The 23,697-nt window shown below is 65.7% G+C and carries 24 protein-coding genes; 14 read left to right on the top strand and 10 right to left on the bottom strand.

The features are described 5' to 3' along the window. Nucleotides 1-23 precede the first annotated feature (23 nt). Both ACQY5A_RS11465 and ACQY5A_RS11460 read right to left on the bottom strand, forming a co-directional pair. On the bottom strand, nucleotides 24-857 hold the full coding sequence (locus ACQY5A_RS11465) for an SDR family oxidoreductase (protein WP_428340509.1): 834 nt from the start codon (nucleotides 855-857) through the stop codon (nucleotides 24-26). Nucleotides 858-940: 83 nt separating this feature from the next. Then, entirely contained in the window at nucleotides 941-1,840 is a 900-nt protein-coding gene (locus tag ACQY5A_RS11460; RefSeq protein WP_428340508.1) for an enoyl-CoA hydratase, read from the bottom strand. A 162-nt stretch (nucleotides 1,841-2,002) separates the two neighbouring features. Between ACQY5A_RS11460 and ACQY5A_RS11455 the strand changes: the two genes are divergently transcribed. Both ACQY5A_RS11455 and ACQY5A_RS11450 read left to right on the top strand, forming a co-directional pair. After that, entirely contained in the window at nucleotides 2,003-2,167 is a 165-nt protein-coding gene (locus ACQY5A_RS11455) for a hypothetical protein (RefSeq protein ID WP_428340507.1), read from the top strand. Further along, entirely contained in the window at nucleotides 2,168-3,646 is a 1,479-nt protein-coding gene (locus ACQY5A_RS11450) for an alpha,alpha-trehalose-phosphate synthase (UDP-forming) (protein ID WP_428340506.1), read from the top strand. A gap of 74 nt (nucleotides 3,647-3,720) precedes the next feature. Here the strand turns inward: ACQY5A_RS11450 and ACQY5A_RS11445 are convergent, their stop codons facing one another. Then, nucleotides 3,721-4,614 carry a 3-oxoacyl-ACP reductase gene (locus tag ACQY5A_RS11445; RefSeq protein WP_428340505.1) on the bottom strand — a complete coding sequence of 298 codons (894 nt, stop codon included), beginning with the start codon at nucleotides 4,612-4,614 and terminating at the stop codon, nucleotides 3,721-3,723. A 92-nt stretch (nucleotides 4,615-4,706) separates the two neighbouring features. Further along, on the bottom strand, nucleotides 4,707-4,898 hold the full coding sequence (locus tag ACQY5A_RS11440) for a ferredoxin (protein WP_292980529.1): 192 nt from the start codon (nucleotides 4,896-4,898) through the stop codon (nucleotides 4,707-4,709). Between the two features lie 192 nt (nucleotides 4,899-5,090). Between ACQY5A_RS11440 and ACQY5A_RS11435 the strand changes: the two genes are divergently transcribed. Genes ACQY5A_RS11435 through ACQY5A_RS11420 form a run of 4 tightly spaced genes read left to right on the top strand, consistent with a single transcriptional unit; the run spans nucleotide 5,091 to nucleotide 9,564 of the window. Continuing rightward, nucleotides 5,091-6,269, top strand: a complete 1,179-nt coding sequence (locus tag ACQY5A_RS11435) for an acyl-CoA dehydrogenase family protein (protein ID WP_428340504.1) — start codon at nucleotides 5,091-5,093, stop codon at nucleotides 6,267-6,269. 18 nt (nucleotides 6,270-6,287) lie between these two features. Next, a complete protein-coding gene (locus ACQY5A_RS11430; protein ID WP_428340503.1) occupies nucleotides 6,288-7,385 on the top strand; it encodes an acyl-CoA dehydrogenase family protein in 1,098 nt (365 codons plus the stop codon). Nucleotides 7,386-7,387: 2 nt separating this feature from the next. Next, nucleotides 7,388-8,893, top strand: a complete 1,506-nt coding sequence (gene fadD17 / locus ACQY5A_RS11425; protein WP_428340502.1) for a long-chain-fatty-acid--CoA ligase FadD17 — start codon at nucleotides 7,388-7,390, stop codon at nucleotides 8,891-8,893. 35 nt (nucleotides 8,894-8,928) lie between these two features. Further along, entirely contained in the window at nucleotides 8,929-9,564 is a 636-nt protein-coding gene (locus ACQY5A_RS11420; protein WP_428341478.1) for a hypothetical protein, read from the top strand. Here the strand turns inward: ACQY5A_RS11420 and ACQY5A_RS11415 are convergent. Genes ACQY5A_RS11415 through ACQY5A_RS11405 form a run of 3 tightly spaced genes read right to left on the bottom strand, consistent with a single transcriptional unit; the run spans nucleotide 9,550 to nucleotide 13,539 of the window. Next, entirely contained in the window at nucleotides 9,550-11,100 is a 1,551-nt protein-coding gene (locus ACQY5A_RS11415) for an acetolactate synthase large subunit (RefSeq protein WP_428340501.1), read from the bottom strand. The two genes, ACQY5A_RS11420 and ACQY5A_RS11415, sit on opposite strands and share 15 nt — an antisense overlap. A 19-nt stretch (nucleotides 11,101-11,119) precedes the next feature. Then, nucleotides 11,120-11,887 (bottom strand): fructosamine kinase family protein, encoded by a 768-nt coding sequence (locus ACQY5A_RS11410; RefSeq protein WP_428340500.1) that lies wholly within the window; start codon nucleotides 11,885-11,887, stop codon nucleotides 11,120-11,122. Beyond that, entirely contained in the window at nucleotides 11,884-13,539 is a 1,656-nt protein-coding gene (locus ACQY5A_RS11405; protein ID WP_428340499.1) for an acyl-CoA synthetase, read from the bottom strand. The genes ACQY5A_RS11410 and ACQY5A_RS11405 overlap by 4 nt, the downstream gene beginning before the upstream one ends. A 68-nt stretch (nucleotides 13,540-13,607) precedes the next feature. On the opposite strand from ACQY5A_RS11405, the gene ACQY5A_RS11400 reads away from it, so the two are divergent. Continuing rightward, nucleotides 13,608-14,408, top strand: coding sequence for a crotonase/enoyl-CoA hydratase family protein (locus tag ACQY5A_RS11400; RefSeq protein WP_428340498.1), 801 nt, complete (start codon nucleotides 13,608-13,610; stop codon nucleotides 14,406-14,408). Nucleotides 14,409-14,514: 106 nt separating this feature from the next. After that, nucleotides 14,515-15,390, top strand: coding sequence for a hypothetical protein (locus ACQY5A_RS11395; RefSeq protein ID WP_428340497.1), 876 nt, complete (start codon nucleotides 14,515-14,517; stop codon nucleotides 15,388-15,390). Between the two features lie 21 nt (nucleotides 15,391-15,411). Here the strand turns inward: ACQY5A_RS11395 and ACQY5A_RS11390 are convergent, their stop codons facing one another. Beyond that, the gene (locus ACQY5A_RS11390; RefSeq protein ID WP_428340496.1) at nucleotides 15,412-16,635 is read right to left on the bottom strand and encodes a cytochrome P450; all 1,224 of its coding nucleotides are present in this window, start codon (nucleotides 16,633-16,635) and stop codon (nucleotides 15,412-15,414) included. Nucleotides 16,636-16,692: 57 nt separating this feature from the next. Between ACQY5A_RS11390 and ACQY5A_RS11385 the strand changes: the two genes are divergently transcribed. Continuing rightward, on the top strand, nucleotides 16,693-17,415 hold the full coding sequence (locus ACQY5A_RS11385; protein WP_428340495.1) for an acetoacetate decarboxylase family protein: 723 nt from the start codon (nucleotides 16,693-16,695) through the stop codon (nucleotides 17,413-17,415). 113 nt (nucleotides 17,416-17,528) lie between these two features. Here ACQY5A_RS11385 and ACQY5A_RS11380 read toward each other — a convergent pair whose 3' ends face one another. Beyond that, nucleotides 17,529-18,560 (bottom strand): LLM class F420-dependent oxidoreductase, encoded by a 1,032-nt coding sequence (locus ACQY5A_RS11380; RefSeq protein WP_428340494.1) that lies wholly within the window; start codon nucleotides 18,558-18,560, stop codon nucleotides 17,529-17,531. Between the two features lie 70 nt (nucleotides 18,561-18,630). Here ACQY5A_RS11380 and ACQY5A_RS11375 point away from each other — a divergent pair, with 70 nt between their 5' ends. From ACQY5A_RS11375 to ACQY5A_RS11355, 5 genes are all read left to right on the top strand, one after another. Beyond that, nucleotides 18,631-19,623, top strand: a complete 993-nt coding sequence (locus ACQY5A_RS11375) for a Zn-ribbon domain-containing OB-fold protein (RefSeq protein WP_428340493.1) — start codon at nucleotides 18,631-18,633, stop codon at nucleotides 19,621-19,623. 10 nt (nucleotides 19,624-19,633) lie between these two features. Next, entirely contained in the window at nucleotides 19,634-20,695 is a 1,062-nt protein-coding gene (locus tag ACQY5A_RS11370) for a thiolase domain-containing protein (protein ID WP_428340492.1), read from the top strand. A 63-nt stretch (nucleotides 20,696-20,758) separates the two neighbouring features. Continuing rightward, on the top strand, nucleotides 20,759-21,928 hold the full coding sequence (locus tag ACQY5A_RS11365) for a thiolase domain-containing protein (RefSeq protein WP_428340491.1): 1,170 nt from the start codon (nucleotides 20,759-20,761) through the stop codon (nucleotides 21,926-21,928). Further along, entirely contained in the window at nucleotides 21,925-22,803 is an 879-nt protein-coding gene (locus tag ACQY5A_RS11360) for a TIGR03619 family F420-dependent LLM class oxidoreductase (protein ID WP_428340490.1), read from the top strand. Before ACQY5A_RS11365 ends, ACQY5A_RS11360 begins: the two co-directional genes overlap by 4 nt. Next, nucleotides 22,803-23,213, top strand: coding sequence for a nuclear transport factor 2 family protein (locus ACQY5A_RS11355; protein WP_428340489.1), 411 nt, complete (start codon nucleotides 22,803-22,805; stop codon nucleotides 23,211-23,213). The genes ACQY5A_RS11360 and ACQY5A_RS11355 overlap by 1 nt, the downstream gene beginning before the upstream one ends. On the opposite strand, the gene ACQY5A_RS11350 is transcribed toward ACQY5A_RS11355, so the two are convergent. Further along, nucleotides 23,210-23,697, bottom strand: a 488-nt coding sequence (locus ACQY5A_RS11350; RefSeq protein ID WP_428340488.1) for a gamma carbonic anhydrase family protein, incomplete at its 5' end; no start/stop codon positions are given. The two genes, ACQY5A_RS11355 and ACQY5A_RS11350, sit on opposite strands and share 4 nt — an antisense overlap.

The raw sequence follows: 23,697 nt of genomic DNA, 5'->3' as shown, positions 1-23,697 counted from the left end.
GGACAGGTTTGAGAGATCTGAGGTCAGACGACTCCGCGCAGGCCGTCGGCGCCGAACGCCGGTTCGAGCATCGCGCTGAAGTCCGGGCCGCGGCGCAGCATGAGACCACCGTCGACGTTGATGACCTGACCGGTAACGTAACTGGCGGCATCGCTGAGCAGGAACATCGCGAGTTTGGCGACATCGTCGACCTCGCCGGGCCGCGGCAGTGGGGTGCAGAGCCGGTAATCCTCGCTCAATTCCGGCGATTCCAGTACCGGCGCGACCAGTTCCGTGCGGATCAGGCCCGGGCGGACACTGTTGACCCGGACCCACGACGCTCCGAGTTCGTCGGCAGCCAACTGCATCAGGTGGTCGAGCGCCGACTTGCTCACGCCATAAGCGCCAAACCAGCGATGGGTATTGCTGGCCGCGATCGAGGAGATGCCGACGAACGACCCGCCTCCACCGCGCACCATCTCGCGGGCGGAGTGCTTAAGCACGTACATGCTGCCGTTGACGTTGAGGTCGACGGCACGACGCCACAGCTGCGAGTCGATCTGAGTGATCGGCCCGATGGTCTCAGATCCGCCGGCGCAGTGCACTACGCCGTGCAGCCGACCGTGCCACGCCGTCGCGGCCTCGACTGCGCGGGTGACCTCGTCTTCGTTGGTGACGTCGGCGGGCTCGTAGCGAATTGCGCCGCCGCCCGCCTTGACCGCGTCGATTTCCTCGACAGCCGCCGCGAGCCGGTCGGCATTGCGGCCGACGATCATGACCGAGGCACCCGAAGCGACCAGGCCGGCGGCAACCCCCTTTCCGATGCCGCTGCCACCACCGGTAACCAGGTATGTCCGGTCTTCGAACGAAAGCTGCATGCCGATCCCTTGGTAGTTCAAGTACCGAAACTGAAACAGGTTCTAGCTATCGAACCATGCGCTGGTCAGCCTAACTACGGCGACTAGGGAGTGTCCTTGCGGGCGACCTTCGTCGGCGTCGGGTTGCGCCAATCCTCGACGTCCGGCGGCAGCCCGACCGGGTACCGGTTCTCGTTGTGCGCGGCCCAGTGCGCGTGGCCCAACTCATGGATGTGGAAGGCGTGCCGCAACGCTTCGGTGAAGCCCATCGCCTCCGTGGCAGCATTCACCGAATCCTTGATCAACAGCGCCGCCATGGTCGGTCGCTCGGCGATCCGGCGGGCGAATTCCAGCGTCTTGTCCGCCAAGTCGTCGGCCGGGAACACCTTCGTCACCATGCCGAGCCGGTAGGCCTCGTCGGCGTCCAGGGAGTCACCGGTCAGCAGCAACTCTTTGGCTTTGCGTGGGCCGAATTCCCAAGGGTGCGCGTAGTATTCGACGCCCGGCATGCCCATCCGCACACCGACCACGTCGCTGAACTTCGCGTTGTCGGCGGCGACGATCAAATCGCACGCCCAGATCAGCATCAGAGCCGCGGAGATGGCGTTGCCCTGCACCTGGGCGATGGTGATCTTGCGCAGATCACGCCAGCGGCAGGTGTTCTGGAAGAAGTAGTGCCACTCCTGGAGATAGACCTTCTCCATCACGGCTTCGCGCGTGCCGCCATTGGTCCGAAAGCTCGGCAGCTGCTTGTCGCCCGGAGCCCGCTCCGCCAGCGCCAGCTCCGAGCCGAGGTCGTGGCCGGCGGAGAAGTTCTTACCGCGGGCCCCCAGGATCACCACCCGGACGGCGTCGTCGGCCTCGGCGCGCAGGAACGCTTCATCGAGTTGCACCAGCAAACCGCGACTCTGGGCGTTGTGCGCCTCGGGGCGGTTCAGCCAGATCCGGGCGATCCGGCCCTCGTCGAGCGTTTCGTAAGCCACCAACTCGTCGGGGACTGACATTGGCCACCTCATTCGCCTTGGCTGTGCCTGATGCTGCTGTGCCTGATCGTGCTGTGCCTGATCACCTAGGGAAGTTACACTTTACGATTAGGCCGTAACGCATATGCCGCGGGGTTGCGGCACCCCATACGACTGTTTACGCACTTCGCCTACAGTTATCTCATGCCCGCCAAATCTGACACCCATGAAATCGATGACGTTGAGCCGTTGGCCGACGACACCGCCAGCCAGGCTCGGCGTGTCGTAGCGGCCTATGCCGAAGACGCCGACGAGTGTCGCGTGTTCCTGTCGATGCTTGGTATCGGACCTGCGAAGATCGAGGTGTAAATGCCCCGCGCGGGAGGCAAGAGTTCAAAGAGCCCTCCCTCCGGGGTGTCCGACTTCGTCGTCGTCGCCAATCGGCTGCCGATCGACATGGAGCGATTACCCGACGGCGCCACGAACTGGAAACGCAGCCCGGGCGGTCTGGTCACGGCACTGGAGCCGCTACTGCGCCGGCGTCGCGGCGCCTGGATCGGGTGGCCCGGGGTCGTCGAAGACGACGTCGATGTGGCCGACGAGCCCATTGATGACCAGGACCTCCGGCTACACCCCGTGCGGCTGTCGGCCGACGACGTCGAAGAGTATTACGAAGGCTTCTCCAACGCCGCGCTGTGGCCGCTTTACCACGACGTCATCGTCAAGCCGATCTACCACCGGGAGTGGTGGGACCGGTACGTCGACGTCAACCGCAGGTTCGCCGAAGCGGCGGCACGCGCTGCGGCCAAGGGCGCGATCGTCTGGGTGCAGGATTATCAGCTGCAACTGGTACCCGCGATGCTGCGCGAACTTCGGCCCGATCTGACGATCGGATTTTTCCTGCATATCCCGTTTCCGCCCGTCGAGCTGTTCATGCAGATGCCGTGGCGCAGCGAGATCGTCAAGGGCCTGTTGGGCGCGGACTTGGTCGGCTTCCACCTGGCCGGCGGCGCGCAGAACTTCCTTATCCTGGCCCGCCGTTTGATCGGCGCGAGCACCTCGCGGGGTTCGGTCGGGGTGCGGTCGCGGTTGGGTGAGGTGCAGCTCGACGATCGCACGGTGCGGGTGGGTGCGTTCCCGATCTCCATCGACTCGACCGAGCTCGACCAGAAGGCGCGCGGCCGCAGCATCCGCGGGCGGGCGAAGGAAATCCGCGCCGAGATCGGCAATCCGCGCAAGGTCCTGCTCGGCGTCGACCGGCTGGACTACACCAAAGGCATCGACGTGCGGCTCAACGCGCTCGCCGAACTGCTCGCCGAAGGCCGCGTCAAGGCCGAAGACACCGTGCTGGTCCAGCTAGCCACCCCGAGCCGCGAACGGGTCGAGAGTTACCAAAAGCTGCGCGAAGAGATCGAGCGCCAGGTCGGCCACATCAATGGTGAATACGGCGAGGTCGGCCGCCCGGTGGTGCACTACCTGCACCGCCCGGTACCTCGCGACGAGCTGATCTCGTTCTATGTGGCCAGCGACGTGATGCTGGTGACCCCGCTGCGGGACGGAATGAATCTGGTGGCCAAGGAATACGTCGCGTGCCGCAGCGATCTCGGCGGTGCGTTGGTGCTCAGCGAATTCACCGGTGCCGCAGCCGAACTCATGCAGGCCTACCTGGTCAACCCGCACGACCTCGAAGGTGTCAAAGACGCGATCGAGGCAGCGCTCAACCAGCCTGAAGCTGAGGGGCGGCGCCGTATGCGGGCCCTGCGGCGTCAGGTTTTGGTCCATGATGTCGACCGGTGGGCCAAGTCATTCCTCGATGCGCTGTCGGTAGGACATCCGTCAAACAGCTGAATTGATCTGAAACGTGTTCTAGTCGGCTTTGAACCCGCTTCCGAGGGTCTTGCGCCAGCTTGCGGCCCGGTCGATCAGTCCACCAATCCGACCGCCGAAAAGGTGCGTTTCGGATCACGGCCGGCAAAATATTCGCTGAGTTCGTCGCTGAGGTTGCTGGGATCCCATGCCTGCGCACCGGCGTCGAACTGACGCTCGATCGTGGGCGCCGCCATCAGCGTCACCTGCGGGCCGTACACGACGAACACTTGGCCGTTGACGTCCTTGGCCGCCGGCGACGCCAAAAAGTTCACCAGGGTTACGACATGGTCGGGTGAGAGCGGGTCGATCTCGCCGCCAGGCGGCGCTTCGCCGAAAACCTCAGCGGTCATTGCGGTCCGGGCCCGGGGGGCGATTGCGTTGGCGCACACTCCATACCGCCCGAGGCCTCGGGCGGCCGTCAGGGTCAGCGAGATGATTCCGGCTTTGGCCGCACCGTAGTTGGCCTGCCCGATGGGACCGGTCAATCCCGCTTCCGACGAGGTGTTGATGATACGTCCGTAGATCGAGCCGCCGGAATCTTTGGCCTTGGACCGCCAGTACGTCGCGGCATTGCGGGTCAACAAGAAGTGGCCGCGCAGGTGCACGGCGATCACCGCGTCCCACTCCTCGTCGGACATGTTGAACAGCATCCGGTCGCGGGTGATCCCGGCGTTGTTGACCACGATGCCCAGTCCGCCCAATCCGTCGGCGGTGCTGACCAGTTCGTCGGCTGTCTCGCGCTGACTGATGTCGCCCGCGACCGCCGCGGCTTTGGAGCCGGCCGTGGTGATCTCGTCGATCACGTCAGAGACGTCCAGCGCGGCGGCGATGTCGTTGACGACGACGGTCGCGCCTGCGCGGGCCAAGCCGATCGCCTCGGCGCGGCCCAGTCCCGCGGCAGCGCCGGTGACCACCGCGACCTTCCCGGATAGATCGGTCGCGTTCATGCTGCTGGCTGGCGACGACGCAGACCGCGCAGCGGTCTGAGGAGAAGCCGGCCCATTAGACCCCGTCAATTTATGAATACCTCTAGTCGGTGTTATTCGCTGCGCAGTAGCGCTGCTCGCGGGCATTCCGCGATCGCCTGCTCCGTCAATGCCTCCTGATCGGCGGGCACTGGGTCGGCCTTCACAACTGCGTAATCCTCGTCGTCGAGGTCGAAGATATCCGGCGCGATTCCCAAGCACACCGCGTTGCCCTCACACCGGTCGTGGTCGACTTTCACCCGCACGACTTTCCTCCTTTGACGCAAGCCTGGACTATGGCTTTCCAACGGTATGCCCACCTTACGACCAGTCCCGGTCGCGTCCAGGGGAACGGTCGCTGGACCCTCAGACTAGAACGTGTTACAACCAGGGAAGCGAAAGGGTAGCCGTTGATGCAGGCTGCCGGAGAACTCACTGACTATTGGAGGGCAGCCGGAATGCGCATCAGTTACACCCCGGAGCAGGAAGAACTGCGTCGCGAGCTGCGGTCGTACTTCACCAAGCTCATTACCCCGGAGCGTCGCGAGGCGCTGAGCTCGACGTCAGGTGAGGTCGGCGAAGGCAATGTCTACCGCGAGACCGTCGCCCAGATGGGCAAGGACGGGTGGCTGACCCTGAACTGGCCCAAGGAGTATGGCGGCCAGGATCGCTCCCCGATGGACTCGCTGATCTTCACCGACGAGGCCGCGATCGCCGGCGCGCCGGTGCCGTTCCTGACGATCAACAGCGTCGCGCCGACCATCATGTCCTTCGGCACCGAAGAGCAGAAGAAGTTGTTCCTGCCGCGCATTGCTGCGGGGGAATTACACTTCTCGATCGGCTACTCCGAGCCCGGCGCCGGCACCGACCTGGCCAACCTGCGGACCAGCGCGGTGCGCGACGGCGACGACTACGTGGTCAACGGCCAGAAGATGTGGACCAGCCTGATCGCCTACGCCGACTACGTCTGGCTGGCGGTCCGCACCAACCCCGAAGCCAAGAAGCACCGCGGTATCTCGATGCTGATCATGCCGACGAGTGCCGAAGGATTCTCGTGGACGCCGGTACACACGATGTCGGGTGTGGACACCAGCGCCACCTACTACCAGGACGTCCGTGTCCCGGTCGCGAACCGGGTCGGCGAAGAGAATGCCGGCTGGAAGCTGGTCACCAACCAGCTCAACCACGAGCGGGTCGCGCTGGTGTCGCCGATGCCGATCGTCATGGCGCTCAACCAGGTTCGTGACTGGGCACAGAACACCAAGGACGCTGGCGGCGCCCGGCTGATCGACTCGGAATGGGTCCAGCTCAACCTGGCCCGCGTGCACGCGAAGGTCGAAGTCCTCAAGCTGATCAACTGGGAGTTGGCCTCGGTGGAATCAGCACCGTCACCCGCGGACGCGTCGGCGGCCAAGGTGTTCGGCACCGAGTTGGCCACCGAGGCCTACCGGCTGCTGATGGAGGTGCTGGGCACCGCGGCGACCGTGCGCCAGGATTCGCCCGGTGCGCTGCTGCGCGGACGGGTCGAGCGGATGCACCGGGCGTGCCTGATCCTGACCTTCGGCGGCGGCACGAACGAGGTGCAACGCGACATCATCGGCATGGTGGCGCTCGGCCTGCCCCGAGCCAACCGCTAACGAATTGGAGGAGAACCCATGGACTTCTCGACAACCGAAGCCGCACAGGATCTGGGCGGACTGGTCACCACGATTGTCGACGCGGTGTGCACCCCCGAGCATCAACGCACGCTCGACGGGCTCGATCAGCGGTTCGACCGCGAGCTGTGGAGCAAGCTCGGCGATGCTGACATCCTGTCCACCGCCGCTCCGGAGTCGTTGGGCGGAGGCGGATTCGGCCTACTCGAAGAAGTCGCCGTGCTGGTGGGCCTCGGCCGCCAGCTGGCGGCCGTCCCGTATCTGGACTCGGTGGTGCTGGCTGCCGGCGCGCTGGCCCGATTCGGCCCGGCCGAACTGCAGCAGGAGTGGGGCGTCCCCGCGGTGACCGGCGCCAAGATCCTCGCCGTTGCACTGGACGGTGAAATGGGCGACGGGCCGGTTCAGGCTACGTCGGCCGGCGACGGCTACAAGCTGACCGGAACACGCACCCAGATCGCGTACGGGCCGGTCGCCGACGGCTTCCTTGTTCCGGCCGAAACCGATTCCGGCACTTCGGTTTTCCTGGTCGCAAGCAGCGACCCGGGAGTGACGGTCACCGCGCTGGACACCACCGGCTTGGGTAGCGTCGGGCACCTCCGGCTGGACGGTGTCGAAGTGGACAGCGGACGTGTCGTCGGTGGCGCCGATGTCGTCAGCTGGATCAAGACCCTGGGTGTGCTGAGCCACAGCGCATTCCAACTCGGCGTCCTCGAGCGCGGCCTGCAGTTGACGGCCGAATACGCCCGGGAGCGTGAGCAGTTCGACCGGCCGATCGGCAGTTTCCAGGCGGTCGGGCAACGGCTGGCCGACGCTTACATCGACGTCAAAGGCCTGCGCCTGACCCTGACCCAGGCGGCGTGGCGGCTCGGCGAGGACCTTCCCGCCGACACCGAAGTGGCCACCGCCGCGTTCTGGGCGGCCGACGCCGGACACCGTGTGGCGCACACCATCGTTCACATCCACGGCGGCGTCGGTATCGACACCGATCACCCGGTGCACCGGTACTTCCTGGCGGCCAAGCAAACCGAGTTCGCGCTGGGCGGCGCCACCAGCCAGCTGTTGAAGATCGGCCGCGAACTGGCGGACACCCCCGCCTAGCTGTGGCCCCTCTTCCCACAGTCGCCGATCTGCTTGCTCCGCTGGTCGATATCGACGACCGGGGCGTTTACTTCGAGGACTCGTACGTCAGCTGGCGCGACCATCTCCGGCACGGCGCGGCAGTGGCCGCGACGCTACGGGCGCACCTGGACCCGGCTCGGCCACCGCACGTCGGGGTGCTGCTGGAGAACACACCGTTCTTCTCCTCGGTATTGGTCGCCGCGGGGATGACGGGGATCATCCCGGTAGGGCTCAACCCGGTTCGCCGGGGCGACGCGCTGAGCCGCGACATCGAGCACTCGGATTGCCAACTGGTGCTGGCCGATTCGAAGTCCGCAGACACACTGGGCGATGTCAAACACATCAACGTGGACTCCCCCAAGTGGGCTGCCGAGGTCGCCGGACATCGTGACGCCGACATCCTTTTCCGGTCGGCGTCGCCCGACGACCTGTTCATGCTGATCTTCACCTCGGGCACCAGCGGTAACCCCAAGGCGGTGATGTGCAGCCACGGGAAGGTGGCGGTCGCCGGGGTGACGATGTCCGACCGGTTCAGCCTCGGCCCGGCCGACGTCTGTTACGCCTCGATGCCGCTGTTCCACTCCAACGCGGTTCTGGTCGGCTGGGCAGTTTCGCTGGCCTGCCGTGGCTCACTGGTGTTGCGCCGTAAGTTCTCCGCATCTGGATTTCTACCGGACATCCGCCGTTACGGCGCCACCTATGCCAACTACGTGGGCAAGCCGCTGTCCTACGTCCTCGCCACACCCGAGCGTGCGGACGACGCCGACAATCCGTTGCGGGCGGTGTACGGCAACGAAGGCGCACCCGCTGACATCGATCGTTTCGCCGCCAGATTCGGCTGCCGGGTCATTGACGGCTTCGGCTCGACCGAAGGCGGGATCGCCATCGGACGCACGCCGGACACGCCGTCGGGAGCATTGGGCCCGCTGCCCGACGAGGTCCAGATCATCGACGTCGACACCGGGCAGCAGTGCCCGGTCGGCGTCGTCGGCGAGCTGGTAAATGTCACCGGCGCAGGACGTTTCGAGGGTTACTACAACGATCCCGAGTCCAACGCGCAGCGGATGGCGGGCGGCATGTATCACAGCGGCGATCTCGCTTACCGCGATGGGGCCGGCTACGCCTACTTCTCCGGTCGGCTCGGGGACTGGCTACGGGTCGACGGTGAAAACCTGGGAACCGCGCCGATCGAGCGGGTGCTGGCCCGTCATCCCGACGTCACCGAGGTGGCTGTGTACGCGGTGCCCGATCCGGCGGTCGGCGACCAGGTGATGGCTGCAGTGGTGCTCGGCTCCGACGCCGAGTTCGACCCGGACACGTTCCGCGCGTTCCTCGCCGAACAGCCCGACCTCGGCCCGAAGCAGTGGCCGTCGTACGTCCGAGTCAGCTCGAGCCTGCCGCGAACGGCAACGTTCAAGGTCCTCAAGAGGCAGCTCTCGGCCGAGGGCCTGGACTGCGACGATCCAGTGCTGTCCATCCCGCGCTGATCATCGTGAAGAAAAGCTTCGACGAACTATCGCAGATGCTGCCCGGGAAGGTCGGCGTCGCAATCGCTTCCGCCGGTGCCGAGCCGGTCTCGTTGGGCGAGTGGTCCGTCGGCGTGGCCTGGTCCACGATCAAGGTGCCGCTGGCCGTTGCCGCCTTGCGGGCCGGTGTCGCCCGTTCGGATCAACTGATCGCGGCGATCACCCGCTCGGACAATGCCGCCGCCGAGGACCTCTGGTCACACCTCGGCGATCCCGCGGCGGCGCTCGTGCAATCCGTGCTGCGCGAAGCCGGCGATCCGGTCAGCGTCGTCGAATCAGGGCGCCTGCGTTCCGAATACACGCCGTTCGGTCAGACGCGCTGGTCGCTCGCCGACCAGGCCAGGTTCGCCGCCGGACTGTCGCTCGTTCCTGGGTCATCACCCGTCATCGATCTGATGGGGGCGCTGACTGTCGACCATCAGTGGGGGTTGGCGGCGAAAGGTCTTGCCGCAAAAGGCGGTTGGGGGCCGGGCCTCTCAGATGAGTATCTGGTCCGGCAGTTCGCGATCGTATCCGGCACGGTCGGTGTAGCTCTGGCGGCCGAAGTCCGTGACGGCGGATACCAGGCCGGCGTTGAGGCGATGAACTCGCTGGCCGATTGGGTCGTCGACGAGGCATTAACCGAGTATTGACGGCACGACGGCATCGATCAGATGCGGGCCGGACTCGGCGAACGCCGCGCGTAGCGCATCGGTGAATTCCTCGACGGTGGTCGCCCGGCGCGCCGGGACTCCCATGCCTTCAGCTATCTTGACGAAATCCATTGTCGGGCGGGACAAGTCGAGGAGGTCGAGCGCTTTCGGGCCGGGTGCCGATCCGACTCCCACCCGCTGCAGCTCCAGTCGCAGAATGTCGTAGGCACCGTTGTTGTAGATGACGGTGGTGACGTCGAGGTTCTCCCGGGCCTGCGTCCACAGTCCCGAAATCGTATACATTGCCGAGCCATCGGATTCCAGGTTCAGCACCGGCCGCTCGGGCGCGGCGACCGCGGCTCCTACTGCCGCCGGGATTCCGTAGCCGATCGCACCGCCGGTCAGGGTCAGCCAGTCGTGCGCGGGCGCACCCGCGGTCGCCGCGGTCAGCGGAATGCTGGACGTGTTGGATTCGTCGACGACGATCACGTTCTCCGGCATCAGCGCACCGACCGCCTCGGCCACCGACACAGCCGTCAGCACGCCGGTCGGCAGCTGCGGGCGCGACAACTCTGCGACCGGCGCCGTGCTTCCCGGCGCCATTTCGTCGGCCAACGCGGTCAATGCGTCTGCCGCACCAGTGTATTCGGCGAGCACATGTACCTCGCAGCCGGCGGGCACCAGGTCGCTGGGCTTGTCGGGATAGCCGAAGAACGACACCGGCGACTTGGCCCCGGCCAGCACCAGATGCTTGGCCCCGTCGAGCTGAGCCAGCGCGGCCTCACCGAAGTACGCGAGCCGGTCGATGGCGGGGACACCGGCACCGCGCTCCAGACGCGTCGGGAACGTCTCGCACAGCAGACGTGCACCGGTGGCTTGCGCAATCCGCGACGCCGCGGCAAGGCCCGGACGCCGGGTCGCGTCACCGCCGACCATGATTACGGTTGGCTCGCCCGAGCGCAGCACCTCCGCGACCTCGGGTGCCAGCATCGGGTTGGCGCTCGAGGTTTGTGCCGGTAACTCGGCCGCGGCCTGCGCTCCGTCGGACCAGGACACGTCGGCGGGCAAGATCAGCGTCGCGATCTGCGCTCCCGCCCGGCTGACCGCAACCGCCTGCGCCGCGTCGGTGGCCACGTCGGCGGTGCTGCTCGAGCGGTGCACCCAGCCCGAGACGCTGCCGGCCAGCGCGTCGATGTCGGATTCCAAGGGCGCGTCGTACTTCTTGTGATAGGTGGCGTGGTCTCCGACGACGACCACCATCGGCACCCGCGCGCGACGGGCGTTGTGCAGATTGGCCAGACCATTGCCGAGCCCGGGACCCAGGTGCAGCAGTACCGCGGCCGGGCGGTCGGCGATACGGGCGTACCCGTCGGCGGCTCCGGTGGCAACACCTTCGAAAAGACCCAGCACGCCGCGCATTTGCGGAACCGCGTCCAGCGCCGCGACGAAGTGCATCTCCGACGTGCCGGGGTTGGCGAAGCACACGTCCACCCCGGAGTCGACCAGCGTATTGATCAGAGCCTGTGCACCGTTCACGCTTCGACTGTAGAGCCGGTCAGATTGACAGCGCGGCCTGGGCGCAGATCTGCGTCCGCTGCGCGTGACCGCCGCCGAACAGCACCACGTGCGCGAGCAAGGCGAAAAGCTGGTGCAACCCGATGCGTGCGCGCCAGCCCGGCCGCAGCGGGTGTACGCCCTGGTAGCCGGCAATGATGTCGTCGTAGTGCGGGCAGCCGAACAACGCGAGCATGGCCAGGTCGTTCTCGCGGTGACCACCGTGGGCGGCCGGGTCGATGAGCACCACGCCGTCGGGGGTCCACATCACGTTGCCGCCCCACAAATCGCCGTGCAGCCGGGCCGGCGCATCATCGTCGTCGTAGTCGCCCGCCCGGCATCGCTGCGCGACCGCATCGACGGCGTCTCGTGTGGACGCGCTCAGACGCGGCGCCGCCCTCTCTGCCATCGGCGCCAGCCGCTGATCAGCGTAGAACGTACCCCAAAGTCGTTGCGGCTCCAGCGACATCGGCAGGGGGTCGGTCAGCGGGCCGAAGAATCCCGGTCCGTCCCATCCGTCGGGGCCGGCCCCGAAGCCTTTAGCCCCGGTGTCGTGCGTGACGGCCAGCCGCCCGCCGAACTGTCGGGCAGCGTCCTGGCCCGGAGCCACCGACTCGAGCCGGTGCAGCGTCAGGCTAGTCGCATCCACCGACACGACCGGCACGCAGGGTACGCCGCCTTCTGCGGCCGAAAGCCATTGCAGTCCAGCGGCTTCGCACTCGAAGAAACCTGCCGGTGCTCCGGCGCTGCGCTTGACGAAGTCGGTCAAGCGGTGGCGTGGGCGGCGTGGACGTCGTCGGCCGGTCGGGCCTCCGTCTGCTCCTTGGCCCACCGGTAGTCGGGTTTGCCGGCCGGCGAGCGCTTCACCTCGTCGACCAGCCAAAGGCTGCGCGGCACTTTGTATCCCGCGATCTCGGCACGCACGAAGCTGTCCAGATCGGACAGCGACGGCCGCGCTCCGGGCCGGGCCTGCACGACGGCGGCCACATGCTGGCCGTAGCGGGGATCGGGCACGCCGACGACCAGGGCGTCGAAGACGTCGGGATGGCCCTTCAGAGCGGCCTCGACTTCCTCGGGGTAGATCTTCTCGCCGCCGCTGTTGATCGACACCGAGCCACGACCCAGCATCGTCACGCTGCCGTCCTCCTCGACCGTTGCCCAGTCGCCGGGGATGGCATACCGGACGCCGTTGAAAACTCGGAAGGTCTGCCGGGTTTTTTCGTCGTCCTTGTAGTAGCCGACGGGAATGTTGCCCTTCTTGGCGATGAAGCCGCGGACTCCGGAGCCCGGCTTGACCTCGTTGCCGTCGTCGTCGAGCACGACGGTCCGGTGGTCGATCGTCACCCGCGGGCCGCCGGCGTGCGGCGCGTCCTTGGCGACGATGCTGGTGCCGCCGAAGCCGGTCTCCGAGGAGCCGATCGAGTCGGTGATGACCCGGTTGGGCAGCAACTCGAGGAACTTCTCCTTTATGCTCGGCGAGAACAGCGCCGCGGTGGAGGCGAGCAGGAACAGCGACGACAGGTCGTACTCGTTCCCCTTGTCCTGGTGTGCCAGCAGCGCATCCAGCAGCGGCCGGGCCATCGCATCGCCGGTGAAGAACAGCAGGTTCACCTTGTGGTCGTGGATCGTGCGCCAGACCTCGTCGGCGTTGAATTCCGGTGCGAGAACGGTGGTTTGGCCCGAGAAGAGGGACATCCAGGTGGCCGACTGGGTGGCGCCGTGGATCATCGGCGGAATCGGGTGGCGGACCATCGGCGGGTTGGCCGCGGCGCCCTTGGCCAGGTCGTACTCGTCTTTGATGAATTCGCCTGTGGCGAAGTCGGTTCCACCGAACAGCACCCGGTAGATGTCCTCGTGGCGCCACATCACGCCCTTGGGGAATCCGGTGGTGCCGCCGGTGTACAGCAGGTAGATGTCGTCGGCGCTGCGGGGACCGAAGTCTCGCTCGGGTGAGCTGTCAGCGGCCGCGGCGTAGAACTCGACGCCGCCGTAGCTCTGGTAGGCAGAGTCGGGGACGTCGGAGCCGTCGTCGATCACCAGGATGGTCTTCACGTTGGGGGTGTCAGGGAGCACGTTGGCGACGCGCTCGGAGTACTGCCGCTCGTGCACCAGCGCGACCATGTCGGAGTTCTCGAACAGGTAGCGCAGTTCGCCCTCGACGTAGCGGTAGTTGATGTTGACCAGGATCGCGCCCGCCTTGACGATGCCCACCATCGCGATGACGATCTCGATGCGGTTGCGGCAGTAGAGGCCGACCTTGTCGTCCTTGCGTACCCCCTGCTCCTGCAGGTAGTGCGCGAGGCGGTTGGCCTTCCCTTCGAGCTGGGCGTAGGTCAGTTGCTCCCCACCGCAGATCAGGGCTACCCGGTCAGGGACAGCATCGATGGCGTGCTCCGCCAGATCGGCAATATTCAGGGCCACGGACCTAAATTAGAACGTGTTACATTTCCTGACAAGTTTCAGGCCGGCGCGCAGGAAGGCGATCACTGGTGAGCGACTCCGAAAACAAGCCCGATGCCCTCATTGAGCAGCGCGGACACACTTTGATCTTGACGCTGAACCGACCTGAAGCCCGTAATGCACTTTCCACCGAGATGCTCTCGATCATGGTCGAGGCCTGGGACCGCGTCGACACCGATCCCGACATCCGCTGCTGCATCCTGACCGGTGCCGGGGGCTACTTCTGCGCGGGCATGGACCTCAAGGCCGCGACCGCGAAACCGCCGGGCGACTCGTTCTCCGACGGCAGCTACGACCCGTCGCGCATCGACGCGCTACTCAAGGGGCGGCGGCTGACCAAGCCGCTGATCGCGGCGGTCGAAGGGCCGGCCATCGCGGGCGGCACCGAGATCCTGCAGGGCACCGACATCCGCATCGCCGGCGAAAGTGCCAAGTTCGGCATCTCCGAAGCCAAGTGGAGCCTGTATCCGATGGGCGGCTCGGCGGTGCGACTCGTGCGCCAGATCCCGTACACGATCGCCGCCGATCTGCTGCTGACCGGACGGCACATCACCGCCGCCGAGGCGCTGTCGTACGGGCTCATCGGCTACGTCGTGCCCGATGGGACCGCGCTGGAAAAGGCGCTCGAGGTCGCCGACGTGATCGTCAACAACGGACCGCTTGCCGTGCAGGCGATCCTGCGCTCCATCCGCGAGACCGAGGGCTTGCACGAGAACGACGCGTTCAAGATCGACACCAAGCTCGGCATCGGTGTCTTCTTGTCCGAGGACGCCAAGGAAGGTCCATTGGCCTTCAAGGAGAAGCGCGCCCCGCAGTTCAAAAACCGCTAGCCTTTTGTTTCGCGCCGAGCGTGCATTCAGGGGCGGTATTTCACGGATTTTTCCGCCCTCTGTACACGATGAGCGATATGTCGGAGCCTGGCGGCAAACTGCCATCATGCTGGATCCGTTCCTGGGCAGTGAAGCGCTGGCGTCCGGTCGACTCACGCGCCATAAATTGCGAGCCAACTTCGCCGCCCTTCATCCCGACGTATACATATCGCGCGCCACCGAACTCTCCGCCCAAACGCGTGCCCGCGCCGCCTGGCTATGGTCAAAGCGACGCGGAGTCATCGCCGGACGCTCGGCCTCGGCGCTGCACGGCTCCAGGTGGGTCGACGGTCGGGCACCGGCCGACTTGCTCTACGACTACCGGCGCCCGCCGAAAGACATCCGAACCTGGTCTGATCGCCTAGACGAAGATGAGATTCAAATACTCGGCGAGATGCGGCTTACAACTCCGGCCCGAACCGCACTCGATATCGCCTGTCGCTATCCCATCGGATCTGCGATTGCCGCTCTTGACGCACTGTCTCGTGCAACACATTTGAAGATGGCCGACATCGAGTTGCTCGCCGAGCGCTACCGAGGTCGCCGCGGGATCCGACGGGCACGCCGGGCACTTAGCCTCGTTGACGCCGGGGCCGAGTCGCCCCGCGAAACCTGGTTGCGACTACTGCTCATCCGTGCAGGCTTCCCCGCTCCACAGACCCAGATCCCGGTCCGCGACGAATACGGCCAACTGGTCGCGGTTCTCGACATGGGCTGGGAGGAAATGAAACTCGCGGTCGAGTACGAAGGGGACCACCACCGCACCAATCGACGACAATTCAACAAAGACATCACGCGACTGGAGACGTTGACCGATCTCGGCTGGGTCATCGTCCGCGTTACCGCCGAAGACACAGAGGGCGGCGTCAACGCGCGAGTCCGAACCGCATGGGATCGTCGAGCGTGCGCAGAGGGCGGATTTTTATCCAATTCCTCACCATGAGTGCACGTTCGGCGCCCAGGCTTAGCTCGCGACCGGCACGGTCGGGGTGAACACCATCGGCATCGACTCCAGGCCGCTGACGAAGTTGGCTGGGCGCAAAGGCAATACGTCGCCACCGTCGGCCAGCCTCAGATCGGGCAACCGTTCGAGAACCCGATCGGTCATCAGCCGCAATTCCATGCGAGCCAACTGGTTTCCCAGACAAAAATGGGTGCCGAAGCCAAAGGCGACGTGGCCGTTAGGGTCTCGCCGGATGTCGAATTGCTCGGGAGTCTCGAACTGCTTCTCGTCGAAGTTCGCCGACTCGAACAGCAGCATGATCTTCTCGCCCTCGCGCAGCTCGGTTCCGTGAAAATCGTTGTCGACGGTCAACGTTCGGCACATGTTCTTCACCGGCGACGTCCAGCGCAGCATCTCCTCGATCGCCCCGGGCAAAAGCGTCCGGTCGGACACCAGCGCGTCCCACTGGTCGCGGTGACGCACCAACTGCTCGGTGCCGCCGGACAACGTGTGCCGGGTGGTCTCGTCGCCGCCGATGAGGATCAGCAGGGTCTCCATCACGATCTCGTCGTCGGACATCCGCTGTCCCTCGACTTCGGAGTTGACCAGGATGGAGAACAGGTCGTCGGTGGGCTCGGCGCGACGCTTCGCGATGATGGCAAAAGTGAATTCGGTATACGTCGCAAAGGCATTCATCACCGCCAGAGCCTCCGGGCCCGTCGGGTCGATATGCGAGCTCAGCCCGGTGACCAGATCGTCGGACCACTTCAGCAGCATGCCGCGCTCCTCGGGCAGCACGCCGAGCATGTCGCCGATCACCGCCATCGGCAACGGGGCGGCGATGTCGCGGACGAAGTCGCACTCACCTCGCTCGCAGACCGCGTCGATCAGCGCGTCGCACAGCCGGCCGATCGACGGCTCCTTCTCCGTCACCCGCTTACGGGTGAAGCCGGCGTTGACCAGCTTGCGGCGCAGCAGATGTGACGGGTCGTCCATGTCGATCATGTACGGCATACCGGGCTGCTCAGGCCGGATGCCGCCGGTGTTGGAAAACAACTCAGGATTGCGCTCGGCATCGATGATCGCCTGGTAGGTGGTGGCGGCTGCCAGCCCGTTGCGGTCGCGGAACACCGGTTGGTTGGCGCGCATCCAGCGATAGGCCTCGCGTGATGTCTGCCGGTCGGCATAGAAGTTGCCGTCCGTCAGGTCGATGTCCAGAATCGTGTCCGGAATCGTTGCGGTCATGTACCTAGCCTCCAGTTATGTACTCGGCCCAATTTTTAGCGGATTACAGTGACCGGCATGCCTGATTCTCAGCACACCATTGCCGGAACCGTGCTCACCATGCCAGTGCGGATTCGCGAGGCGAATGTTCACACCGCGATGTTCTCGGTTGATGCCGCCGCGGCGCAGCGGCTTGTCGACTACAGCGGTCTGCAGGTCTGCCAGCACCGCCCCGGACGCGCGGTGGTGAACCTGATGCTGGTCCGCTACGTCGACGGGGATCTGGGGCAGTACCACGAATTCGGTACCGCGGTGATGGTCAACCCGCCCGGTTCGGATGCCAAGGGCCTCAAGGCGCTCGGCGACGCCGCGGCGTTCATCCACCATCTGCCGGTGGATCAAGCCTTCACGCTGGAGGCCGGCCGCGCGATTTGGGGTTTCCCAAAGATCATGGCGGACTTCACTGTTCGCGAAAGCAACGGATTCGGATTTGACGTGAGCGCCGGCGGACAGCACATCGCCGGCATCGACTTCGGCCGTGGACTGCCGGTGCCCTCGCTGTTCACATCGCGACCGCAGGTGCTCAAGACCTACACCTACGCCGACGGCACCACGCGCGAGGTTCCGTGGGAGATGCGTATCCGCGGGGTACGCGGGCGGCCCGGCGGAGCGACGCTGCGCCTCGGCGATCACCCTTACGCAAAGGAGCTGGCGTCGCTCGGCCTGCCGAGACGCGCGATGGTGTCCGGAGCGGTCGGCCACGTCGAGATGACGTTCGGCGACGCACACGCCATCAGCTGACCGGCCGCATACCGTCATCCGGGCTCCTATCTCGTGGCGACCCGCTTCGCCCGGCGTCGCCGAGCTTGCGATCGCCACGCTAGAACGTGTTCTAACCGACCGCAACAACCGGGTCAGACTAGGCTGGCCAACTCCTGGACCTGCTCTGTACTGCGGCCGGACACCACCATCATGGTGACGCCGGAAGCCTCCCAGGCCTTGATCTGCTTACGCACGTAGTCGATGTCGCCGACGATCGCCGCGTCGTCGATGACCTCATCGGGGATGATCTCGGCGGCCTTATCCTTCTGGTTACTGCGGAACAGCGCGGTGACCTCGTCGACCACCTCGGCGTAGCCCATCCGGCGGTACACGTCGGCGTGGAAATTGGTGTCCTCGGCGCCCATACCGCCCATGTACAGCGCAATGTAGGGCTTCATCGCGGCGAACGCGGCGGAGCGGTCCTCGGTGATGACGATGTTGGCCGTCGCGCAGATCTCGAAGTCCTCGCGGCTGCGGCGCGCACCCGGGCGGGCGAACCCCTCGTCCAGCCAGTCGTTGTACGTGTCGGCCATCCGGGGCGTGTAGAAAATCGGCAGCCAGCCGTCGCAGATCTCGGCGGCCAACGCCACGTTCTTCGGCCCCTCGGCGCCCAGCATGATCGGGATGTCGGAGCGCAGCGGATGGGTGATCGGCTTGAGCGGTTTGCCCAGACCGGTTGCGCGGTCACTCTTCAACGGCAACGGATAGTGCGGGCCGTCGCTCGTCACCGGCTTGTCGCGGGCCCACACTTGCCGGATGATGTCGACGTATTCGCGGGTCCGTGCCAGCGGCTTGGGAAACGCCTGGCCGTACCAGCCCTCCACCACCTGCGGACCCGACACGCCGAGCCCGAGAATGTGCCGGCCACCGCTGAGGTGATCGAGGGTCAGCGCCGCCATCGCGCAGGCGGTCGGCGTGCGCGCGGACAGCTGCACGACGGACGTACCCAGCCGCAGCCGGTGCGTCGACGAGCCCCACCAGGCCAGCGGTGTGTAGGCGTCCGACCCCCACGCTTCGGCGGTGAACACCGCGTCGAAGCCCGCGTCCTCGGCCGCCGCCACGAGTTCGGCGTGGTTGTCGGGCGGCTGAGCGCCCCAATATCCCAGCTGGAGTCCGAGCTTCATGCGCGCTACCTTCCCTGCAGGTCTCGACCCTATCTTGAATCCATTCTTAGAACCTGTTCTACTCGACACTGTGACCACCAGCCAAAGCAGCCCGGTGCAGATCGATCCCCATCAGAAGCCGCTCTCGGCGCCTCTGAAGCTGTCCTTCGACTACACCCGTTCAGTCGGCCCCACCCTCAGTCAGTTCTTCACCGCCCTGCGCGAACGACGGATCGTCGGCGCCCGAGGCTCGGATGGCCGGGTCTACGTGCCGCCCGCCGAATTCGACCCGGTGACCTACGAACGTCTTACCGAGATCGTGCCGGTCGAGAGCGTCGGGACCGTGCTGTCCTGGACCTTGCAGCCCGAACCGCTCGAGGGACAACCTTTGGACCGCCCGTTCGCTTGGGCGCTGATCAAACTCGACGGCGCAGACGTCCCGCTACTGCATGCAGTGGACGCTGGATCCGCCGATGCGATCAGCAGCGGTACGCGGGTGCACGTGCACTGGGTCGACGAGCCGGCCGGTGCGATCACCGACATCGCTTACTTCGCGCTGGGTGACCAGGCCGAGCCGGTGTCCGACACGACCGACGACCGCGAGCCGGTGACGGTCCAGGTGACACCCAGCATGATCGAAATCCAGCACACCGCTTCACTTCCCGAGACAGCGTTCCTGCGTGGCCTGGAAGAGGGCAAGCTGCTCGGTGCCCGCACCGGGGACAGCGGAAAGGTGTACTTCCCGCCGAAGGAAGCCGACCCGGCGACCGGCCTGGAACTCGACAGCTTCATCGAATTGCCGGACAAGGGCACCGTGACGACGTTCGCGATCATCAACATCCCGTTCGCCGGCCAACGCATCAAGCCGCCTTACGTCGCGGCCTACGTGCTGCTCGACGGCGCGGATATCGCGTTCCTGCACCTGATTCAGGAGATCGACGCGACCGAGGCGCGGATGGGCATGCGGGTGGAGGCGGTGTGGAAGCCTCGCGAGGAATGGGGCCTGGGCATCGACAACATCGAGTACTTCAAGCCGACCAGCGAACCCGACGCCGACTACGACACCTACAAACACCACCTGTAAAGGGATAGCCGTGACTTTTCGCGATGTAGCTGTCGTCGGATTCGCCCATGCGCCGCATGTGCGTCGTACCGACGGCACCACCAACGGCGTCGAAATGCTGATGCCGTGTTTTCAGTCCCTGTACCAAGACCTCGGCCTCAAGCAGACCGACATCGGCTTCTGGTGCTCCGGCTCGTCGGATTACCTTGCCGGACGCGCATTCTCGTTCATCTCGGCGATCGACTCGATCGGGGCGGTACCACCGATCAACGAGTCGCACGTCGAGATGGACGCGGCGTGGGCGCTGTACGAGGCATACATCAAGCTGCTGACCGGTGAGGTCGACACCGCGCTGGTCTACGGCTTCGGCAAGTCTTCGGCGGGCACGCTGCGCCGGGTGCTCGCACTGCAGACCGACCCGTACACCGTCGCGCCGCTGTGGCCGGACGCGGTGTCGATGGCCGGGCTGCAGGCCCGCTTCGGCTTGGACGCCGGCAAGTGGACGGCCGGGCAGATGGCGCAGGTGGCGCTGGACTCGTTCGCGGCTGCCGGGCGCACCGACTTGGAGAAGCCGGCCAACAGCATCGACGAGTTGTTGGATCGGCCGTTCTTCGCGGATCCGCTTCGGCGCCATGACATTGCGCCGATCACCGACGGCGCCGCCGCGATCGTGCTGGCCGCCGGCGACAAGGCTCGCGAGCTGCGCCCGAATCCCGCGTGGATCACCGGCATCGAGCATCGGATCGAGACCCCGATCCTCGGCGCCCGCGACTTGACCACGTCACCGTCGACGGAGGCATCGGCCAAGGCCGCGACGGGCGGAGACGCCGGCTCCATCGAAATCGCCGAGCTCTACGCACCGTTCACCCATCAGCAGCTGATCTTGACCGAGGCCATCGGCCTGCCGTCGTCGACGAAGATCAACCCGTCGGGCGGCGCACTGGCCGCCAACCCGATGTTCTCCGCAGGGTTGGAGCGCATCGGCTTTGCGGCACAACACATTTTCGACGGTTCGGCAGGCCGGGTGCTCGCACACGCGACCGGCGGTCCGGTGTTGCAGCAGAATCTCGTCGCCGTGCTGGAAGGGAAATAACAATGGCCGCGCCGACGACAAACAGAGCAGTGCGATCAGAAAGAGGCAGGAGAAGTGGCACCAATGAGTGAGCAGCTTGCCGCGGTGCTCGGCACCGGCCAGACGAAATATGTCGCCAAGCGCCAGGACGTTTCGATGAACGGTCTGGTTCGGGAAGCGATCGATAAGGCGTTGGCCGACTCCGGGTTGACGATGACCGATATCGACGCGGTTGTCGTCGGCAAAGCGCCGGACTTTTTCGAGGGCGTGATGATGCCCGAACTGTTCATGGCTGACGCCGTGGGCGCGACCAACAAACCGCTGATCCGGGTGCACACCGCGGGCTCGGTGGGTGGCTCCACCGGTGTGGTGGCGGCCAGCCTGGTGAAGTCTGGTAAATACCAGCGCGTTCTGGCGATGGCGTGGGAGAAGCAGTCCGAGTCGAATGCTATGTGGGCGTTGAGCATTCCGGTGCCGTTCACCAAGCCGGTGGGTGCCGGCGCGGGTGGCTATTTCGCGCCGCACGTACGCGCGTACATCCGTCGTTCGGGCGCCCCAACGCACATCGGCGCCATGGTCGCGGTCAAGGACCGGCTGAACGGCGCAAAGAACCCGTTGGCGCATCTGCACCAGCCCGACATCACGCTGGACAAGGTGATGGCCTCGCAGATGCTCTGGGACCCCATCCGTTTCGACGAGACCTGCCCGTCGTCCGACGGCGCGTGCGCGGTGGTGATCGGTAGCGAGGCCGTCGCCGATCAGCGGGTCGTCGACGGTCATCCGGTGGCATGGATCCACGCCACCGCGTTGCGCACCGAACCGCTGGCCTACTCCGGTCGCGACCAGGTCAACCCGCAGGCCGGCCGCGACGCCGCGAAGGCACTGTGGAAAGCCGCGGGCATCACCAGCCCGATCGACGAGATCGACTGCGCCGAGGTGTATGTGCCGTTCTCGTGGTTCGAACCGATGTGGTTGGAGAACCTCGGGTTCGCGGCCGAGGGCGAGGGCTGGAAGCTCACCGAAGCGGGCGAAACCAAGATCGGCGGCCGCATCCCGCTCAACATGTCCGGCGGGGTGCTGTCGTCGAACCCGATCGGTGCGTCGGGCCTGATCCGGTTCGCCGAAGCGGCGATTCAGGTGATGGGCAAGGCGGGCGATCACCAGGTTGCCAACGCGCGCAAAGCACTTGGACACGCCTACGGCGGTGGCTCGCAGTACTACTCGATGTGGGTCGTAGGAGCTGACAAACCGTGAAATACACCTGCAGCATCGCGTTCGGCCAGATCGACCAGCTGACCGAACTGGCCAAGACCGCAGAGGACGTTGGGTTCGACTCGATCGCGCTGCCGGACTCGATCTTCTATTTCGAGAAGCAGTCCGTCGACTACCCCTACACCGCCGATGGTAAGCGGATGTTCGACGAGGAGTCGCCCTGGGTCGACCCGCTGATCCTGGCGGGTGCGATGGGCGCTGTTACGTCCAAGCTGCGGTTCTACACGAACGTGATGAAGCTGGGTTCGCGCAACCCGCTGCTATTGGCCCGCCAGGTGGGCTCGGTGGCTAACCTGACCAACAACCGCTTCGGATTCGGCGTCGGGATCGGTTGGGCTCCAGAAGAGTTCGAATGGTGTGGGGTGCCCTACGCCAAACGCGGCAAGCGGGTCGACGAGATGATCGAGATCATCAAGCTCGTGCTCAACGGCGGGATGGTCGAATTCCACGGCGACTTCTATGATTTCGACCGCCTGCAGATGAGCCCGGCGCCCACTGAACCGGTGCCGTTCTACGTGGGCGGCCACACCGATGTCGCGCTGCGCCGAGCTGCTCGGGTCGGTGACGGTTGGACCAGTGCGATGATGACGCACGCGGAGCTCGCGGAAACCATTGGCAAGCTCGACGCGCTGCGCGCCGAAAACGGCCGCGCGGAACTTCCTTTCGAGATCCAAGCGGTGTGCATCGACAAGTTCGGCGTGGATGGCCATCGAGAGCTCGCCGAGGTAGGGGTCACCGACTACATCACCATCCCGTGGATTCTGGACGGCCTCGGGACCGACGCGCCGATCGACAAGAAGAAGGACTCGCTGAAGCGCTTCGCCGACAACTACATTCATTCGGGATGGCAGGACTGATGGCTACTGAAACACCGGCGCACCTGGCCGGCAAGCGATCCCGCGACGCGGTGGGCGCCCGAGACAAAGACGCTTGGCTGGCGGTGTTCGCCGATGACGCCATCGTCGAAGACCCAATCGGCCCTTCGCACTTCGACCCCGAGGGCAAAGGCCATCGGGGCAGTGACGCCATCTCGGCGTTCTGGGACAAGGCGATCGCACCGACCGACAAGATCGAGTTCGTCTTCCGTGACACCTATCAGTGCGGCAACGAAGAAGCCAACGTCGGCCATATCCTGATCACCGCGGCAGGACACCAGGTCACCGCCGAAGGGGTGTTCACCTACAAGGCCGACAACGACGGCAAGCTGCTGGCGTTGCGCGCCTACTGGGAAGTCGACCAGGCCACTGCGAGCGCGCGCAGGCTCTAAATCGGTTGCAGCCCGGTCAGATAACGCTGAGCGAGTTCCTGGTAAGCCTTCGGGTTCACCTTCACCCACATCTCGGCACCGGTACCCGCGATCGGCCCCTTGATGGTGGCCGGCGCCCCGACCACCAGCACCTCGGCCGGGATCTTGGTTCCTCCGGTCACCAGCGCGCCCGCCGCGACCAGGCTGCGCGCGCCGATCGCCGCACCGTCGAGCACGGTGGCGTGGTTGGCGATCAATGCCTCGGCCCCGATGTGGGCGCCATGGATGATGCACATGTGCGCTACGGTCGCTCCGGGACCGATGTCGACCGGGATGCCGGGCGGGGAATGCAGCACCGATCCGTCCTGCACGTTAGCGCCTTCACGCACGATCACCGGCCCGTAGTCGGCGCGCAGCACGGTGTTGAACCACACCGACGCGCCCGCCTCGACCGTCACATCGCCGATCAGGGTCGCGGTGGGGGCGACGAAGGCGGTCGGGTCGA

The organism is Mycobacterium sp., from assembly GCF_965277065.1.
In the GTDB taxonomy this organism is placed as follows: domain Bacteria; phylum Actinomycetota; class Actinomycetes; order Mycobacteriales; family Mycobacteriaceae; genus Mycobacterium.
Note: the sequence above shows the minus strand (reverse complement) of the source record. Positions and strands in the feature narration are given on the sequence as shown.